12 protein-coding genes are annotated in these 16,752 nt (G+C 60.1%); 6 read left to right on the top strand and 6 right to left on the bottom strand.

The features are described 5' to 3' along the window. The 5 genes from flgK to TRM7615_RS01800 all read right to left on the bottom strand — a co-directional run bounded on the left by flgK (position 1) and on the right by TRM7615_RS01800 (position 7,121). Complete coding sequence (gene flgK / locus TRM7615_RS01820; protein ID WP_108785200.1) at positions 1–1,452, bottom strand: flagellar hook-associated protein FlgK; 1,452 nt, start codon at positions 1,450–1,452, stop codon at positions 1–3. A 36-nt stretch (positions 1,453–1,488) separates the two neighbouring features. Next, positions 1,489–2,790 (bottom strand): flagellar hook protein FlgE, encoded by a 1,302-nt coding sequence (locus tag TRM7615_RS01815; RefSeq protein WP_235823995.1) that lies wholly within the window; start codon positions 2,788–2,790, stop codon positions 1,489–1,491. Between the two features lie 101 nt (positions 2,791–2,891). After that, a complete protein-coding gene (locus TRM7615_RS01810) occupies positions 2,892–3,731 on the bottom strand; it encodes a flagellar motor protein MotB (protein WP_108785198.1) in 840 nt (279 codons plus the stop codon). Positions 3,732–3,853: 122 nt separating this feature from the next. Beyond that, the gene (locus tag TRM7615_RS01805; protein ID WP_108785197.1) at positions 3,854–5,479 is read right to left on the bottom strand and encodes a long-chain-fatty-acid--CoA ligase; all 1,626 of its coding nucleotides are present in this window, start codon (positions 5,477–5,479) and stop codon (positions 3,854–3,856) included. A 13-nt stretch (positions 5,480–5,492) separates the two neighbouring features. After that, complete coding sequence (locus TRM7615_RS01800; protein WP_108785196.1) at positions 5,493–7,121, bottom strand: GMC family oxidoreductase; 1,629 nt, start codon at positions 7,119–7,121, stop codon at positions 5,493–5,495. A gap of 206 nt (positions 7,122–7,327) precedes the next feature. Between TRM7615_RS01800 and TRM7615_RS01795 the strand changes: the two genes are divergently transcribed. The 6 genes from TRM7615_RS01795 (at position 7,328) to thpR (ending at position 15,213) form a co-directional block, all read left to right on the top strand. Then, positions 7,328–8,869, top strand: coding sequence for a class I adenylate-forming enzyme family protein (locus TRM7615_RS01795; RefSeq protein ID WP_235823994.1), 1,542 nt, complete (start codon positions 7,328–7,330; stop codon positions 8,867–8,869). A gap of 178 nt (positions 8,870–9,047) precedes the next feature. After that, positions 9,048–11,189: a hydantoinase/oxoprolinase family protein gene (locus TRM7615_RS01790; RefSeq protein WP_108785195.1), complete on the top strand. Its 2,142-nt coding sequence runs from the start codon at positions 9,048–9,050 to the stop codon at positions 11,187–11,189. Then, on the top strand, positions 11,186–12,835 hold the full coding sequence (locus TRM7615_RS01785; RefSeq protein ID WP_108785194.1) for a hydantoinase B/oxoprolinase family protein: 1,650 nt from the start codon (positions 11,186–11,188) through the stop codon (positions 12,833–12,835). Before TRM7615_RS01790 ends, TRM7615_RS01785 begins: the two co-directional genes overlap by 4 nt. Beyond that, a complete protein-coding gene (locus TRM7615_RS01780; RefSeq protein WP_108785193.1) occupies positions 12,832–13,899 on the top strand; it encodes a pyridoxal phosphate-dependent aminotransferase in 1,068 nt (355 codons plus the stop codon). Before TRM7615_RS01785 ends, TRM7615_RS01780 begins: the two co-directional genes overlap by 4 nt. Continuing rightward, positions 13,896–14,633, top strand: coding sequence for a maleate cis-trans isomerase family protein (locus TRM7615_RS01775; protein WP_108785192.1), 738 nt, complete (start codon positions 13,896–13,898; stop codon positions 14,631–14,633). Before TRM7615_RS01780 ends, TRM7615_RS01775 begins: the two co-directional genes overlap by 4 nt. A gap of 43 nt (positions 14,634–14,676) precedes the next feature. After that, positions 14,677–15,213 carry an RNA 2',3'-cyclic phosphodiesterase gene (thpR, locus tag TRM7615_RS01770; protein WP_108785191.1) on the top strand — a complete coding sequence of 179 codons (537 nt, stop codon included), beginning with the start codon at positions 14,677–14,679 and terminating at the stop codon, positions 15,211–15,213. Here thpR and TRM7615_RS01765 read toward each other — a convergent pair. Beyond that, positions 15,210–16,748, bottom strand: a complete 1,539-nt coding sequence (locus tag TRM7615_RS01765) for a trimethylamine methyltransferase family protein (RefSeq protein WP_108785190.1) — start codon at positions 16,746–16,748, stop codon at positions 15,210–15,212. The genes thpR and TRM7615_RS01765 overlap by 4 nt on opposite strands. Between the last annotated feature and the right edge of the window lie 4 nt (positions 16,749–16,752).

Genomic DNA, 16,752 nt, shown 5'->3' with positions numbered 1-16,752 from the left:
TTACAACCTCAACAAAGTGTCCATCAGTTCGTCCACCACTTGGATGACGCGCGCGTTCGCGGCATAGGCCTGTTCAACCAGGATCAGGTTCTGAACCTCGGCGTCGGTATCCACCCCGTTTTCTTGTTCGACGCGTGTCATTTCAGCCTTGTTGGCCGAGGCAAAGCTGAGTGCCCGAGACGAGGTGCTGTTGTCCGATGCCACCTTGGACAGCAGGGCGGCAGAGATGCCTGCCGCTGTCATGTCACCCGTGCCAAAGCGGTTGTCGGGCTGGGCGAGTGTGCTGGTCATGGCCGCCTCAAACGCTTTGAGCTGGCGTGCATCGCCTTGCTCACCCGGGGTGGTGGCCCCAAGACCCGTGCGGAGTTTCCAGGTGTCGCCGCCGCGATCGGGATCAACCACTGAGTTGACTTCGATCCGGCCAGCAAGACCGGCGGGCGCTGTGGCTGAAAAGGGGTCGCCGTCGTCGGTAAAGAGACCCGGCTGACCGGCGCCAACGGTACTGTCAAGGCCAGGGGCCGCGAAGCGTTCGATCAGATCGCGAGCGACGGCATCCAGATCTTCTTGTGCCTGCACCGACAGGACATCGCGCACCTCGAACTGGGCGGCAAGCGTGCCGCCGCGGATGGCCGAGGTGGGACCGCTGGTTCGTACCGCGATGCCGTTGATTTCCAGATCCGAGAGCAGGTTGTTCTGCACCGTCATATGGGGTTTGGTTTCCCCGGTCAGGTTGAAGCTGAGTGTGGCGGCCTTGCCATCTACCAGAACGGCGCCGCCGTCGGTGAACAGGGCAATCTGACCATTGCTGCGTTGCGCGATGTTGACGGGCACGATCTTGTTGATCTCGTCGACTGCCTGCTGACGCTGGTCCAGCAAGGCGTTGACGTTACCCCCGGACCCCGAGACATCCTGAATTTTCTTGTTCAGATCCTCGACAGATTTGAGCGTCGCGTTCAGGCGATCGACCTGGCTGTCGATACTGCGATCCGCTGCCGAGCGGGTTTGGCGTAGCTCTTCGGAGGCGTTTGAAATCGAACTTGCCAGATCCTTGGCGCCGGTGACGGCCAACCCCAGGCGCGTGGCGGATTCCGGCATGCTCGCGGCTTGCAACAGCGCGCTTTCAAAATCGGCGATCCGGGACGTGATCGAGGTTGGATCGTCGGTCGTGCCAACGGCCTTTTCCAAAGCTGCGTGGAAACCGGCGATGGTGTTTGTGTATCCGTGCGTCGCATCCGCGTCGCGCCGGTTTGACAGCAACACAGGGTCCGCATGTCGCGTCACGCCGACGACGCGGACCCCGTTGCCTGTGTACCCGTTTGTGGCGACTTCCAATGACCGCCGCGCATACCCCGGAGTGAGCGCATTGGCGATGTTGTCCGACACGATGCCAGTTGCGCGTCCAGCTGCCGAAAGGCCGCTGAGCGCATTGTTGAATGCCGAAGAAATTGTCATGGATGACGTCCTTTGAACGGGTCAATCAAGCGCGGGTTAGCGCTTGATGTTGGTGGTTTCCTGCAGCATCTCGTCCACGGTCGTGATGACCTTGGCGCTGGATGAATACGAACGCTGCGTTTGAATCATTGCCGTCAACTCGTTGGCGATGTCGGTGGTCGATTCCTCGCGCGAGAACCCGGCGATGCTGCCAGTTGGGCCTTCGCCTGCGTTCCACAGGAAGAAGGTGCCGCTTTCGCGGGAGGGTTCATAAGTCTGGCTGTCGAGCGCGACCAACCCGTTGGGATTTGGCAGGTTCACCAGCGGGATCTGAAAGATCTTGCGGCTGGCACCATTGTCAAAGAAGCCGTGGACAAAGCCGTTTTCGTCCACCTCGACCCGGGTCATCGTACCCACGGCAGAGCCGTCTTTGGTGATCGAAACCGGGGCAAAGGTGTCAGAAAGCTGCGTGATTCCATTCGGGTCGTTCGGACGGCCGATGTTGATTTCCATCGGGCCACCGGCCACGTTGACGATCATCGACCCGGTGGTTGCGTCATAGGCTCCACCGGTGGTGCTGGTCACGCTGGCAAGGGTGCCGCCATCGGTTCGACTGTCGTTGAATGTGAGCGTGTATTCACCAACAACGGTGCCACCAGAGGCGGTGTCGCGCATGATCATGGTCCACTGGTTGCTTTCGCCCGTGGCGGGGACAACGGGGACCAGTTCAACCTGCAGATTTTCTGATTTGCCCAAGTTGTCGTAATACTCGACCGACAGCGGCTGTGAATCTCCGGGGGACCCGGCCTCGGTCGCGGTGGCAGGCAAGTTCATGCGCAGGTTCATCTGCGTGGTTGGCGAACCCGAAAGCTGATTGACGCTGAGCTGAACCGGGGTGAGGCCATCCGACGTGTCGCGTGGCAGGTTGGGGATGGTGCCATCCGGGTTTGCGCGCCAACCCATCAGTGTCAGACCGGATTCGGTCACCAGGTAGCCTTCGTCGTTGGTACGAAACGACCCGGTTGTTGTCAGCAACATGTTCGGAGTGCCGTTACTGTTGGCAATCTCGGACGTCTTCACCACAGGAAGCATGCCGCCGCCCCGCACTGACAGGTCTGTGGCATTCGATGTCGAGACCAGCGACCCGCGCTGGTCGATCATTCGCTGGGTCGTGGAACGCACGCCACCAGCAGAATAATTCCCGCCACTCGTCGAGTTCACCAGGGAATGAAAATCGGTTTCAACGCGCTTGTACCCGTAGGTCGAAGAATTCGCGATGTTGTCTGAAATCGACGCCAATCGGCTGGCATTTGCGGTGAGCGCCGCAATGCCCGCATTCAGCGAGGAGGAAATCGTCATGGATACGCCTTTCTGCTGCATCAAGAAACTAATCTTGACGCAACAGCTACCGCACCAGCACTTAACACCCCGCTAACAGCTAAAAACCGATCTATCTTGTTCTACTGATCGCGCAGATAGATGATTTCTATCCGGTCGTTCCGGGCGCCCATCGGGTTCTTGGCCGTCAGTTTGCGATCGGCGTGACCCGTGACCCGCTTGATGCGTTCCTCGTCCAGGCCATACCCTTCGAACAAAGTTCGGGTGCGGGCCGCGCGGGCCGTCGACAGCTCCCACACGGGGCTGTCAGCCAGAACCACCGGATGGGCACGGATATGCCCGCCGATCGCTATGCCGTTGGACACAAGGCCGGAATGGCGCACGACCAATCGTGCCAGCTCTTTCATCAGCGGCGTTGGCCGGTCGGTGTGCTCTTCGAAAAGAGGTTCGCCCTCGGTTGAAAACAGTTCAACAATCAACCCCTCGTCGGTCACCCGCGTGACGATATGTTTGAGCGCTTCTTTACTGACCAGGCTTTCTCCACCGCGCCCCATGAGGGCGGCTTCGATTGTCTTGAACTCTTCGTTGACGGCATTGTCGCCACCCTGTTTGTCAACGCCGGTTGCACCGCGCGCCTTGTCACCGTCAGACCGATAGCGGGTGCTGGCACCCGACCCATTCATGGCCATGGTTTTTTCCGAGAACATGTTGTCCCCACCAAAAGCACCATTGCCGCCACCGGATACCGGATTCAGCGGGACCGTTGGCGAAAAGTAGTCAGCCAGACCCTTTCGCTGTTTTTCAGTTGTTGCATTCAGCAGCCACATCAACATGAAAAAGGCCATCATCGCCGTCACGAAGTCCGCATAAGCGACCTTCCAGGCTCCGCCATGGTGGCCATCGCCACCAACTACCTTTTTCCGTTTGATGATGACTGGCGCCGCATTGGTTTGCGCACCCATCTCCACCACCTATTTCTATCACCCGAGTTAAGAAATATCAGGGGAGGTGTTAAGCGAAGCCTAACAGGTAAAACTGTTGGGAAATTCGGGCCCCCGACGGTTTGGCAGGGGCCCTGTGTCGATCAGCCAGCGTCCAGGAGGATGTCACCGAATTGATCTCGCAGTTTGTTTTTCAGCACTTTTCCGGTTCCGCCCAAGGGTAGTTCATCGACAAAGATCACCTTGTCGGGGATCTGCCAGGACGCAACCTTGCCTGTGTAATGCGCCAGCAGCGCGGCCTCGTCCAGTTCGGTGCCGCCATGTTTGATCGCGATGATCACGGGTCGTTCGTCCCATTTGGCGTGTTTGGCCGCAATGGCGGCGGCGTTGGCTACGGCGTCGTGCGAAATGGCGATGTCTTCCAACTCAACAGTTGAAATCCATTCACCACCCGACTTGATGATGTCCTTGGATCGGTCGCGGATGATCATGTAGCCGTCACTGTCGATCGTGGCGACGTCGCCGGTGTCGAACCAGCCATCCTCAGTCAGCGCCGTGCCGTCCGCCTTGAAGTAGGTATCTACAATCCAATGGCCGCGGATTTGCAGGTTGCCCTGGGTCTCACCATCCTCGGCCAGACGTGTGCCTTCGTCATCGACCAGACGCAGCTCGACACCATAAGGCGGCCGCCCCTGTCCCTCGCGGATCTTGCCTTTTTCGGCGTCCGACAGGCCTTCGTGCTTTTGCAACAGCTGGTTCAACGTACCCAGCGGGCTGGTTTCGGTCATGCCCCAGGCGTGGATCAGTTCCACGCCATATCGGTCGCGGAAGGTGGGGATCATCACCGTGGGCAGGGCCGAACCACCAACAACCGTGCGTTTCAGGCTTTCCGCTTTGGACCCGGTGGATTCCAGCGCCGCCAGCAGACCCATCCAGATGGTTGGCACGCCGAGCGCGACGGTCACCTGTTCACCGTCGATCAGTTTCACCAGGCTTTCGCCATCCAGGTTCGGCCCCGGCAGCACGATTTTGCAACCGATGGCGGCGGCGATATAGGGCACACCCCAAGCGTTGGCGTGGAACATCGGAACAACGGCCATCACAGTATCCTTGGCCGACAGCGCCATACCATCGGGCTGGTTGCCCGCGATTGAATGCAACACGGTGGTGCGGTGGGTGTACTGCACACCCTTGGGGTTGCCGGTGGTGCCGGACGTGTAACACAGGCTCGAGGGCAGGGTTTCGTCCAGCTCGGGCCAGGTGGCGTCGTCGTATTCGCCCTCGATCAGTTCGTCATAGAACAGCAGCCCGTCGACCATGGCTGCGGCTTCTTCATCCCGCGGCCCCATCAGCACGACGTGTTTGAGCGTCTTCAGATGCTCGCCCAGCTTGGCCACCACCGGCAGAAAGGTCCGGTCCAGGAACAGGATCTGATCCTCGGCGTGGTTGATGATGTAGATCAGCTGTTCCGGGAACAGGCGCGGGTTGATCGTGTGGCAAACCATACCCGCACCCGCGACGCCGAAGTAAATCTCCAGATGCCGACGGTTGTTCCAGGCGATGGTGGCGCAGCGGTCGCCGGTTTTCAGACCCAAACGCGCCAGGGCCGACGCCAGCTTGCGGGCGTTGGCCTCGACCTCTCCCCAGGTGCTGTGGATCACCTCGCCCGAGGTTTCCACCGAAACCACCGTCGTGTCACCATGGTATCGACCAGCGTGTTCGATCAGCGAGCTGATGGTCAGCGGCTGATGCATCATTTTGCCAAGCATTATGTCTCTCTCTTTACTCTGCAGCTTGTGAGGCAGCCTGCGCCGCGCGGATCATGTCGGCGGCTCTTTCTGCAATCATGATTGTGGGGGCGTTGGTGTTGCCGCCGATCAGCCGTGGCATGATCGAGGCATCGACAACACGCAGCCCTTGGAGCCCGTGCACACGCAGTTCCGGATCCACAACAGCCATCTCATCAACACCCATCTTGCAGGTGCCGACCGGGTGATAGATCGTATCCGCACGCGAGCGGATGTGATCTTCGAGCTCGGCGTCCGTGGGTTCGTTGTCGATGAACATCTCGGACTTGATGTACCCCTTCAGCGGCGGCGTCTGCATCAGGTCGCGGGTCATCCGCGTTCCCTTCATCAGCACGGCCAGGTCTTCATCATTGCTCAGGAATTTGGGGTCGATCCGGGGGGCATCCATAGGGTCGGCCGAGTTCAACGTGACGTCGCCTCGCGTCTTGGGGCGCAGCACGCAGACGTGGCAGCTGAAGCCGTGACCCAGGTGCAGTTTGCGGGCATGATCGTCGACCACCGAGATCACGAAATGCAACTGCACGTCGGCGCGGTCGAGGTTGGGGTCGGTCTTGAAGAATGCGCCCCCTTCGGCAAAGGGCGTCGCCAACATGCCAGAGCCATCTTTGCGCCAGGCCGCCATGTGTTTGAGCAGGTTGACCGAAGCTGACAGCCCGATCCCGAAGTTATCCTTGTCCGCCGTTTTGTAGCCCAACACGAAATCCAGGTGGTCTTGCAGGTTCTGACCCACGCCCGGCAGCTCGTGCACCATCTGGATGCCGTGGGGTGTGATGTCTTGCGGCCGTCCTACGCCCGACAGCTGTAGCAGTTGGGGCGAATTGAAGGCGCCGCCACACAGGATCACCTCTTTGCTTGCGCGCACCTCGTGGTCGGCCTTGCCACTGAGATAGGTGACGCCAACGGCACGTTTACCTTCGAACACAATGCGTGTCGCGTGGGCATCGGTGATGACCGTCAGGTTGGGGCGATCCATGACTGGGTGTAGATAAGCCGCCGCCGCTGAACAGCGCTCTCCCGCCTTGGCAGGGTCGTGGAACTGCGTCACCTGATAGAGGCCGATGCCCTCGTTGTCGCCGGTGTTGAAATCCTCAACCCGGCGGATTTGCATCGCTTCGCCCGCCTCGACAAAAGCTTGCGAGATTGGGCGGGGGGATTGCTGGTCCGAGACTTGCAGCGGGCCACCGCCACCGTGCATGTCGCTGGCGCCGTGCTGGTTGTTTTCCGCTTTCAGAAAATAGGGCAACACGTCATCCCATGACCAACCGTCACAGCCCAGGTCAGCCCATTCGTCGTAGTCCTTGGAATGGCCACGCACATAGAGCATGGCGTTGATCGCACTCGACCCGCCAAGCGCCTTGCCACGTGGTTGATAGCCCTGACGGCCCTTGAGACCCTCTTGCGGGATGGTCTCAAACGCCCAGTTGTTGATCTTGGGTTTGCCGGGCAGCATCGCCACCACGGCCGCAGGCGCGCGCACCAAGATGCTGTCGCCTTTGCCGCCTGCCTCAAGCAAGCAAACGCTTGTATTCGGGTCTTCGCTCAGGCGTGCGGCCAGCGTCGATCCGCCGGATCCTCCTCCGACGATCACATAGTCATACGACATAGGTCTCTCCCCCCTGTTGTCGTTGTCTGGCGTCATGAAGCCCTGCAAGGGGTGGAAATGTCCACTTTGACCGGGCGTCAGATTGGGTGACCGGCGGGACTTGGCCGACGTACCGTCGCGGGGTCTGTTTGTGTATCAACAGTTGAAGCAGGGGCGCGTTTCGGCAAGGGTTGTGACAGTTTCCGTAGCCGAGCCGAGAGTTGACCGTGCCCCATTCGCCTACCCGCATCACCGCGCCGCAATCCGAAGACATCGCGTTTCTGGATTTCGGAACTGCCTTTTTCCGGCATGCGAAGGAGCGCCCGGATCAGATCGCGGTTGTGGATGAGGTGGTGTCCCTGACCTGGCGCAGCTTTGATCATCACGCGCGCTGTGTGGCGGCAAGATTGCAGGCCGAAGGTGTCGGTCCCGGCACGCCTGTTGCGGCCTTGGCCGACAATTCCGCGGCCTATCTGACGTTTTATGCAGGCGTGATTCTGGCTGGTGGTGCAATGGTGCCCTTGCCCACCAGCGCCACATCGGATGTGTTGACCAAAATGCTGGATGATTGCGGTGCGCGGCTGCGGTTTGCCTCGGACCGACACAGCGGAATGGCGGTGGCACTTGGGTTTGCCGGCGCGGTGCTGGATCGCGATCTGTTCGACTGGGCCGTTGGAGAACCATTGGAGCATCCCGTTTCCGTCCCACCGGACAGCATGTTCGATCTGATCTACAGCTCGGGCACAACCGGAACGCCCAAGGGGATCATTCACGATCACCTGTTTCGCGGGCGGCAGTTGATGCGGATGCCAGTGTTTGGGTTGGATCAGGACGCGCGCCTGCTGATGTCGACGCCGCTCTATTCCAACACCACGCAGGTCGCGGTGCTGCCCGTTCTGGCGCGCGGCGGCACCGTGGTGAGCATGGCCAAGTTCGACACCCTGCGGTTTCTGGAGCTGTCGCAAAATCACGCGATCACCCATGCTATGCTGGTGCCGGTGCAATACATGCGCCTGATGCGCGAGCCGTCGTTTGATGATCATGACCTGTCGAGCTACCAGACCAAACTCTCAACCTCGGCGCCGCTGCCTGCGCCCTTGATCCGGGACATCCTGAACCGCTGGCCCGGAAAGCTGTTCGAGCTTTATGGCATGACCGAAGGTGGAATCAGCACCGTGCTGGATTGCGCCAGCTTTCCCGAAAAGCTCGACACCGTGGGGCGCCCTGTTCAAGGCTGCGATGCGCGGATCATCGATGAGGATAGTCGCGAATTGCCCCCCGGAGAGTTTGGCGAGGTCGTCGGGCGCGCGGGCGCCATGATGCAAGGCTATCTGAACGCCGACGCAAAGACGCAAGAGGCCACATGGCGCAGTCCCGAAGGAGAGGACTTCATCCGGACCGGCGACATGGGCCGGTTTGATGCGGATGGCTTCCTGACGCTGATGGACCGAAAAAAGGACATGATCCTGTCGGGTGGGTTCAACATCTATGCCGCTGATCTGGAACGGGTGCTGCGAGATCATCCCGATGTATCGGATGTCGCCGTGATCGCGGTTCCGTCCGAGGCATGGGGTGAGACGCCCTTGGGTTTGGTGGTGCTAAAACCTGAAGGGCAGGCAACGGGCGCCGAGATCATGGACTGGGCCAACGCTCGGCTTGGCAAGACGCAGCGCCTGTCACGGGTGGAGCTGCGCGATGACTTGCCGCGCAGTTCCATTGGCAAGATCCTGAAGCGCAAGTTGCGCGCGTCCTTTTGGGAACAGCCCTGATTTCTGCGGCGCATGTCGTTTTCAGCAAAGACTTGGACCACAACGACGCCATGATATCCTCATGACAGGGATCATTCCAAAACGCATGGATCGCCGCGCAACGGGCGCGAACCTGGTGCCGCACTGACGGGGCCTACATCCCGTTTGCGACACCAATCCCTGCTTTTTGGAAGACTTCATGACAGCAACAGACATGCTGCGCCTTGCCATTGATATTGGCGGCACATTTACCGACACGGTTCTGGTGGAGGGCGAGGATACGATCCTGGCCTCGACCAAAACCCTTACCACCCACGGAAACCCTGCAGACGGCGCGATGGAAGGTGCCGCGCGGGTGATGGCCCAATCGGGGCGGTCTTTGGATCAAGTGACCGGCTTCATCCACGGCACTACGCTGGCGACCAACGCGCTGATTGAGCGGCGCGGAGCCACGGTTGCAACCGTTACGACCGAAGGGTTCCGGGATATTCTGGAGATCGCCTATGAGCGGCGGTATTCACAGTATGACATCAACCTGGAAAAGCCTGATCTTCTGGTGCCCCGCGAACGGGCCCTGACCGTACGCGAACGCATGTCAGCCGACGGCACGGTGCTGATCGAGATGGAGGAGGCAGCAATTGACGCGCTGTTGGACGACATCGATGCCAGCGGAGCCGAGGCTGTCGCAATCTGCCTGATGCATTCTTATGCCAACCCCACGCATGAACGTCGGCTGCGTGATGTTCTGATCTCGCAATACCCGAATTTGACCGTGTCGATTTCGTCGGATGTCAGCCCCGAGGCTCGCGAGTTTGACCGGCTCTGCACCACTGTCGCCAACGCTTACATCCAGCCACTGATGGAAAGCTATCTCAATCGGTTTGTGGAGCAGTTTGCGGGCGAAGGCGTGACCTGCCCTATCCTTATGATGACCGCAGGCGGTGGCATGTGCACGGTTGAGACAGCAGCCCGCTTCCCGATCCGACTGGTGGAAAGCGGCCCTGCCGGTGGCGCCATCCTCGCGGCTCGCATTGCCGCACGGGCCGGGATCGATCAGGTGCTGTCGTTTGATGTGGGCGGCACCACGGCCAAGCTATGCCTGATTGACAGCGCCCGCCCCCAGACCTCTCGCCAGTTTGAAATCGCCCGCGCGGCGCGTTTCATCAAAGGCTCTGGTATGCCGGTGCGCATTCCGGTGATCGAGATGATCGAGATTGGCGCTGGTGGTGGCTCCATCGCCGGGGTCGATCGGTTGGGCCGTTTGACTGTGGGGCCAAAGTCCGCAGGTTCGGAACCTGGTCCGGTTGCGTTTGGCCGTGGCGGGACCGAGCCCACCGTGACCGACAGTGACATCACCCTTGGCTATATCGTGCCCGATACCTTTGCCGAGGGGCACATCAGCATCGATCCAGAGGCGTCAAAAGCGGCTCTAACACGGCTGATTGGAGCCAAACTGAACACCGGCGCCATGGGGTCTGCCGATGGGGTCAGTCGCATCGTGGATGAAAGCATGGCCAGCGCTGGGCGGATGCATGCGGTTGAATCGGGCAAGGACCTTGGCCCTCGAACGATGATCGCATTCGGAGGCAATGGCCCGCTTCACGCCACCCGTGTCGCGCGTTCTGCCGGCGTCAGCCGCATCGTCATCCCGCCCAATCCAGGCGTCGGCTCGGCGGTCGGCTTCCTCTTTGCGCCGGTGAGCTTTGAGATCGTGCGCTCGCGCTATTCGGTGCTTGACACGTTGGAACTGGATGGGGTGAACGCCCTGTTTGATGAGATGATCGCCGAAGCCAAAGCGGTGGTTGCCCAAGGGGCTGGGGATCGCGTGACCGAGACCCGCCGCAGCGCGTTCATGCGCTACAACGGACAAGGCCATGAAATCGAGATCGCCCTACCGGATCGTGCGCTTGAGATGGACGATATTCAACCTCTAATAAGGGCATTTGAGGAGGAATACCGCAAACAGTTCTCGCGCCCGGTGCCGGGGATGCAGATCGAAATCCTAAATTGGGCGGTGCAGGTGGCCACGCCGGACGATGCAGTTCCACCGACACCCCAAATGCCGGATTTGAACATCGTGAAACCGGGCGAAACCCGTTCGATCCTGTGCGATGTGGAGGGCACGATGAAGCAGGCCGGTTTTGTGTCGCGCGACAGCCTGTCGCCGGGGCAGTGCATTTCTGGTCCTGCGCTCATCACCGAGCCGCAGACCACCACGCTCGTCTCGGCCGATTTTTCGGCTCATGTGGATGCCATCGGCAATCTTGTCCTGAACAAAAACCCCTCAAGTAGCGAAGCGGTAGGGGGAACTGAAGCTGACCAGAAAGGAGGTGCGGCATGACCCAGACCTCTGCTGCCCGTTTGCAAGTGATGTGGAACCGGCTGCTGGCCGTGGTCGAGGAGCAGGGTCAAACCCTGATCCGCGCGGCGTTCAGCCCAATTGTGCGCGAATGCGGCGACATCTCCGCCGGGGTTTTCGATGTGCAGGGCCGGATGCTGGCGCAGGCCGTGACCGGCACACCAGGTCACATCAATACCATGGCCGAGGCCGTGCTGCATCTACGCGAACGCTTCCCGGTTCAGGACATGAAGCCTGGCGACATCTACATGACCAACGATCCTTGGTTGGCGTCCGGGCATCTGAACGACTTTCTGTTGATGATGCCCGCGTTCAAGGATGGCAGGGTTGTGGGCTTCACCTCCTGCACCTCGCATCTGGTCGACTTGGGTGGCCTTGGCATGGGCCCCGAAGGGTCGGATATCTATGACGAAGGGCTGCTGATCCCGCCCTGCAAGCTGGTTGATCAGGGTGAGTTGAATGCCCTGTTGATGGACATTGTCCGCGCCAACTCCCGCGAACCCATCGCCAATGAGGGCGACATCTATGCGCTGGTCGCTTGTTGCGAGGCGGGGGTGAACCGGCTGGTTGCGATGATGGAAGAGTTCGGGATCGACAATCTGGAAGAGCTTGGCAGCTACATTATCGACACCTCACGCCGCGGCACGCTCGAGGCGATCGCCAAAGTGCCCGAAGGCGTCTACAAGAACGTCCTTCGGATGGATGGGTATGAGAATGAGCTGGAGCTGCACGCCACACTGACAGTCTCTAAATCAGGGCTTCACGTAGATTTCACTGGCACCTCAGGTTGTTCCAGAAAGGGCATCAATGTGCCGCTGAACTATGCCACGGCTTATACTGTTTTTGCCCTGCGCTGCATCGTCGGGCCGGATATCCCGAACAACGCGGGCTCGCTGGAACCCTTTACGGTGGATGGACCCAAGGGCTGCATTCTGAACGCGCAGCGCCCCGTTCCAGTCGCGATGCGCCACACGTTGGGCCAGGTGACGCCAGATCTGGTTTTGGGCTGCCTGCATCAGGCGTTGCCGGACCAAGTGCCCGCCGAGGGCGCGTCGTGCATGTTCGACCTGCCCATGCGCCATGCGCCCGAAGTGGCAGCAAGGGGTGGGCGTCAGTTCGCTATCGAGCCGGTCCACAATGGGGGCACCGGCGCGCGACCACACACGGATGGGCTGTCGGCGACGGCCTATCCATCGGGCGTCTTTGGTTCTCAGGTAGAAATCACCGAAGCGGTTGCTCCCGTCGTTATGTGGCGACGAGAGCTGCGGCCGGACTCGGGTGGGGCTGGCAAGTATCGTGGTGGCCTGGGACAGCGGATCGAAATGACGTCGTCCAACGGCGCACCGTTCATTGTGTTCCTGTCGGTTGAACGGCTCAAGTTCCCCGCCTTGGGGCGGATGGGCGGACAGCCCGGTGCGCCTGGGCGTATTCGGTTCCGGGACAGGGATGGCGATCTGCCGGGCAAGGGAGAGTTGCGGGTCGAAGGCGATGACTACCTGATCTTTGAAACGCCCGGCGGCGGCGGGTTCGGGGACGTGTCCGAGCGGGACCCTGATGCTCTGGCGTTAGATCTCAGACGCGGGTTGGTCAGTGTCGATGGGGCCAATGCATATGGAGGTACATCATGATCAAACCTGTTCCGCATGTCGCGGCCATGGGGGCCTATGCTCTGGCTGATCTGGGAGGGGCCGAGACGATCTCTCTGGCGCAGAACGAAAGCGCTTTCCCAGCCAGTCCCGCAGCGATTGCTGCGGGTCAGGCTGCGATGGCTGAGCTGCCGTTGTACCCTGACCCGGAATGGCCTGATTTGCGGGCTGCAATTTCCAAAATTTACGAGTTAGAGCCTGATATGATCCTATGCGGTGCCGGTTCGATGGAGCTGATCGGGTGTCTGATCCGCGCCTATGCAGGGGTAGGGGATCGGGTGTTGGGGACGGATTATGGTTATGCCTTTGTCTCTTCTGCTGCGGCGCAAGTGCAGGCAGATTATGTCAAGGCGCGCGAGGTTGATCTGACCGTATCTGTAGGTGACATCCTGGCTGCTCTGACACCGGAGACTCGCATTGTTTTTGTCTGCAATCCTGGCAACCCAACGGGCACGTTGATCAGTAATGCCGAGATCATAAGCCTGCGCGAGGCGCTACCTGCCCACATCATGCTGGTGGTGGATCAGGCCTACGCCGAGTTTTCGGATGCCGCGAATGATCCTGCACAGATTTTTGCGCTTGTGGATCGCGGCGATACGGTGGTGATGCGGACGCTGTCCAAGGCCTATGGTCTTGCGGGAGCCCGTGTCGGTTGGGGGTATTTCCCGCCTGCGATTGCGAACGAGGTGCGCAAATTGCTGAACCCCAACAACATCTCAATCGCTTCGCAGGCAGCGGCCGCTGCCGCGATGCGCGATCAGGATCATATGCGGGATGTGGTGGCCAAAACGGCTGTAATCCGAGACCAGTTTGCAAGTGATTGCCGAGCGATGGGGCTGCATGTGCCACACAGCCACACCAACTTTGTGCTATTGCGCTTTGCCTCGACTGAACAGGCCCAGGCGGCGGATCAGGCGTTGCGTGACCAAAACCTGTTGATGCGTGGTATGGGCGGCTATGGCTTGTCCGGTTGCCTGCGCGCCACCATTTGCGAGGCGCAGGTCATGGACCGGGCCCGAGAGGTTCTGAAAGGAGTGTTGACATGACCGAAACACGCACTGCGGCAAAGATTGGGGTGCTTGTTCCTTTCACAAACACTAATTTAGAGCCTGATATGGAATTGATGCGGCCGCCTAACACGACGGTTCATTTCCAGCGCATGGGTGGCTATGACGTCGATGAAATCCCGGGCTCGGACCAGATGGCAGGGTTGGGGGCATCCGATATCAGTCACGACCTACGAATGATCTCGGGTGTTCGGCCAGATGTTGTGCTCTATGGTTGTACATCTGCCACGCTGACTCACGGGCCGTCCTTTGACGCCGATCTGGCAGAGCAGATCAAGAGGGGCTCTGGTGCAAAATCCCTGACTGCCGCCGGGTCGCTGATTGCCGGGATCAAGGCGATTGGTGCGACCAAGGTTGGGTTCTCGTCGCCGTATCTGGGTGAGATCAACGAACAAGCCATGGCCTTTATGGCCGAGAATGGCATCCAGACGGTCAAATGCGCAGATGTGGGTCGCGAGCTGGGTAACTACGGTCAGGGAGAGCTGGCCCCGGATGAGGTGTTTGATCTGGCCTGTCAGGCCGATCATCCTGAAGCGCAGGCCATTGTGCTCAGCTGCACCGACATGCGCTCGGTCGAGGCGATTGAACGCATCGAGGCGGCGTTGGACAAGCCGGTGGTCACGTCCAACCAGGCGATGATGTTCTGTCTGATGCGGGCGATGAACCTGCCGCGCCATGACCGGTTGCCGGGGCGGCTCTTTGACCACCTGTAAAACACCATTGGACCGATCTTGTAGGCAGGGCTAGGCTGCCGATATGCGCAGCTTTCTTGCCATCGCTCTCTCCCCTCAGACAAGATCGGTTCTGACCGGCCTGCAGCGCAATCTGCGGGCCGGTCGCCTTGTCGACCCCGACAATTTGCACGTGACGCTAAGCTTTCTGGATGACCAGCCCGAGGAGACGTTGGAGGTGCTGCACGAAGAACTGTCTCTGCTCAACTCCCCGGCCTTTGAACTGTACCTACGGGGCGTCGGGTGCTTTGGCGGCCAAACCCCACGGATCGTTCAAGCCGAGGTTGAACCTTCGGACGCGCTGACAGCCCTGCACCGGGCCATTGCAAAGGCCACGCGGCGTGTCGGCATCGTGTTGCAACGGCGAAAGTTTCACCCGCATGTGACGTTGGCCCGATTGAAGCCCCATGACGCAAGCGCGGTCGGGCCATTCCTGAGCGATGAGGCCGGGTTTTCACACAAGGCTGGCCTCGTGACCCGTTTTGGCCTCTACGAGTCAATCTTGCGCCCTGAAGGGCCAGTCTATCACGTGTTGGCGGAATACGAACTGCTCGATACCTAAGGCTCACCTCCGCCGATCTCTTCCTTGCGCTTGGCGACATAGGCATCCAGTTCTTCGCGAATGGCCGGGTCCATCGCGGGTTCTTCGTAGTCGCGCAAGGCCTGTTGCCAAACCTCTGTGGCGCGCTCGACGGCATTCTTGGCGCCGGCGGCTTCCCAATTTTCATAGTTCTGCCAATCCGACAGGATGGGGCGATAAAAAGCGGTCTCGTACCGTTCCATCGTGTGTTCAGCGCCAAAGAAATGCCCGCCGGTGGGTACCGATTGAATGGCGTCAAAGCCCAGCTCGGCCTCGTCGAATTTCATCGGTTTCAGGAACTCGATCATGTTCTGGATAATTTCCACATCCATGATGAATTTCTCATAGCTCGCAGTCAGGCCGCCTTCGAGCCAACCAGCCGCGTGATAGACGATGTTTGCCCCGCCCAGCACCGCGCCCCAGGTGGCCATCATCGTCTCATAAGCCGCTTGCAGGTCGACCGCGTTCGAGGCGTTGGCGTTTGAGGTGCGGTAAGGAATGCCATAGCGCCGCGCCAATTGCCCTCCGACGATATTGGCTTTGGCATTCTCGGGTGTCCCGAACGCGGGCGCGCCCGAGCGCATGTCGACGTTAGAGGTGAACGAGCCGTACATGACCGGTGTGCCCGGCTGCACCAGCTGGGTCAGCACCACGCCAAACAGCGCCTCGGCGTTCTGTTGCGCCAGGGCAGCGGGTAGGGTCACGGGGGTCATAGCGCCCATCAGCGTAAAGGGCGTCACCGTCACCGGCTGGCCGTATTCGGCCATTGCGATCAGCCCATCGCCCATAGCGTCGTCGAACAGGCGCGGCGAGTTGACCGAGATGATGGTGATCACGCCGGGGTTATCGCGCATGTCCTCGGGTTTCTGCCCGCGTGTGATGGCCATCATGTTGATGCCATCCATGGCGCGACCCCGGCCAATGGCCGTGCAGTGGAACGACAGGTCGGAATAGGCGAGGTTGGCCAGATAGGTGTCTAGATGCCGGTTGTTGGCGGGCATTTCGATCGGGGCCATCACCTGATTGCCGATCAGGTTCACTGCGTTGAAATGATGCGCCAGTTTGATGAAGTTGCAATAGTCGGTGTAGTTCCCCTGACGCCGCCCATTGATGCGGTCGTGCACATTGGGCGGGCCAGCCACCAGACCAAAGTTCACGTTGTTGCCGCCCATGATGATCCGCTTGTCGCGGTTGCGGGCGGTCAGGGTGAACTGTGATGGCACTGTTTTCAGCGCCTCGGTCACGATGCTTTCGTCGATGCGGATCGTCATCGTGTCGCGGTCGACGATGGCGCCTGCGTTCTCAAAGATGTCCATCACGTTGTCGCCCATCACGCGGATGCCTGCCTCGGACAGGATGCGCATCGATGTCGCATGCAGCTGGTCCATCTGGTCGGGGTTCAGCAGCTCGAACGGGGGATAGTGGTTTTGCACCTGCTGCCAAGGCAGTTGATCAATGCTTCCGCCTGCGCGTGTGGATTTCCCGCGGCGGCCGCCGCTGCGTCTGTCTCGTGCCATAAGT

The organism is Falsiruegeria mediterranea M17 (genome assembly GCF_900302455.1).
Classification (GTDB): Bacteria; Pseudomonadota; Alphaproteobacteria; order Rhodobacterales; family Rhodobacteraceae; genus Falsiruegeria; species Falsiruegeria mediterranea.
Note: the sequence above shows the minus strand (reverse complement) of the source record. Positions and strands in the feature narration are given on the sequence as shown.